The following is a 1415-nucleotide window of genomic DNA, read 5'->3' as shown; positions in this document are numbered from 1 at the left end:
GAGCGACACATATTGCCTTCGCGGGAGTGCCCCCTTTCGCCAATGACAAACGGGAGATGAAACATGAAGTCCTTCGGCTTCGCGGCCGGTGTTGCCGCTACCTTTATGACGCTTTCCTCAACCTCCGCTTTTGCCGTCACGCAGATCAGTTGGTGGCACGCCATGACTGGCGCCAATGCCGAAGTCGTCGACAAGATCTCCAAAGATTTCAATGCCAGCCAGAGCGACTATGAGCTCGTTCCGGTGTTCAAAGGCACGTATCCCGAGACGCTGAATGCCGGCATTGCCGCCTACCGCGCGGGCCAGGCGCCAGACATCATCCAGGTGTTCGACGTCGGCACCGGCGTGATGATGGCGGCCGAAGGTGCCATCAAGCCCGCAGCCGATGTGTTGACCAGCGCTGGAATGACCTTCGACAAGAGCCAGTATCTGCCAGGCATAGTCGGCTATTATTCGAAGCCGGACGGCACCATGCTCTCCTTCCCCTACAACTCCTCCTCGCCGATCCTTTATTACAACAAGGATATCTTCAAGAAGGCTGGTCTCGACGTCGATAGCCCACCCAAGACCTGGAATGAAGTGTGGGAAGACGCCAAGAAGATCAAGGCGAGCGGCGCGGCCGCCTGCGGCTACACCTCGACCTGGCTGACCTGGATACATCTGGAGAATTTCGCGGCCTGGAATGACGTGTCATGGGCCACCCAGCAGAACGGTCTGGCCGGCGGCGATGTCGAGCTCAAGATCAACGCGCCGATTTTCGTCAACCATTTCCAGGCGCTGGCGGACCTCGCCAAGGACGGCACCTTCAAATATGGCGGCCGCACCTCCGAAGCCAAGCAGATCTTCCTTGCGGGCGAATGCGGGATCATGACCGAATCGTCCGGCGGACTTGGCGATATCGTCAAGTCCGGCATGAATTACGGCATTGGCCAATTGCCGTATGACAGCGACGCCAAGGGTGCGCCGCAGAACACGACGCCGGGTGGCGCCAGCCTGTGGGTTTTCGCGGACAAATCCGATGAGGAATACAAGGGCGTCGCGGCCTTCTTCGCCTACCTGTCGAAGACCGAGGTGCAAGAATACCTGCACCAGAAGTCGGGTTATCTGCCGGTAACGCTGGCGGCTTATGAAGCGACCAAGAAGTCCGGTTTCTATGACAAGAATGTCGGCCGCGAGACCCCGATCCTGCAGATGACGGGTAAGACGCCGACCGACAATTCCAAGGGCGTACGTCTGCCGAATCTGCCGCAGGTGCGCGATATCCAGAACGAGGAGTTCGAGAAGATGCTCGCCGGCCAGCAGACCGCGCAGCAGGCGCTCGACAATGCGGTTACGCGTGGCAATGCCGCGATCAAGGAAGCGCTGGGGAATTAGAGCGAGCGCAGGTCCTTGCTCTACGGCGCACCCATCTGTCC

The 1415-nt window shown here is 59.3% G+C and carries 1 protein-coding gene; it reads left to right on the top strand.

All coding sequences use genetic code 11. From position 1 onward, the window contains the following. The first annotated feature begins 63 nt into the window (after window positions 1-63). Window positions 64-1374, top strand: a complete 1311-nt coding sequence (gene ugpB / locus EN994_RS31430; RefSeq protein ID WP_013529413.1) for a sn-glycerol-3-phosphate ABC transporter substrate-binding protein UgpB — start codon at window positions 64-66, stop codon at window positions 1372-1374. Window positions 1375-1415: the final 41 nt, after the last annotated feature.

This window comes from Mesorhizobium sp. M7A.F.Ca.CA.002.09.1.1, from assembly GCF_003998555.1.
In the GTDB taxonomy this organism is placed as follows: domain Bacteria; phylum Pseudomonadota; class Alphaproteobacteria; order Rhizobiales; family Rhizobiaceae; genus Mesorhizobium; species Mesorhizobium ciceri.
The sequence above is the reverse complement of the archived record's forward strand: the minus strand, read 5'-3'. Positions and strand labels throughout refer to the sequence as shown.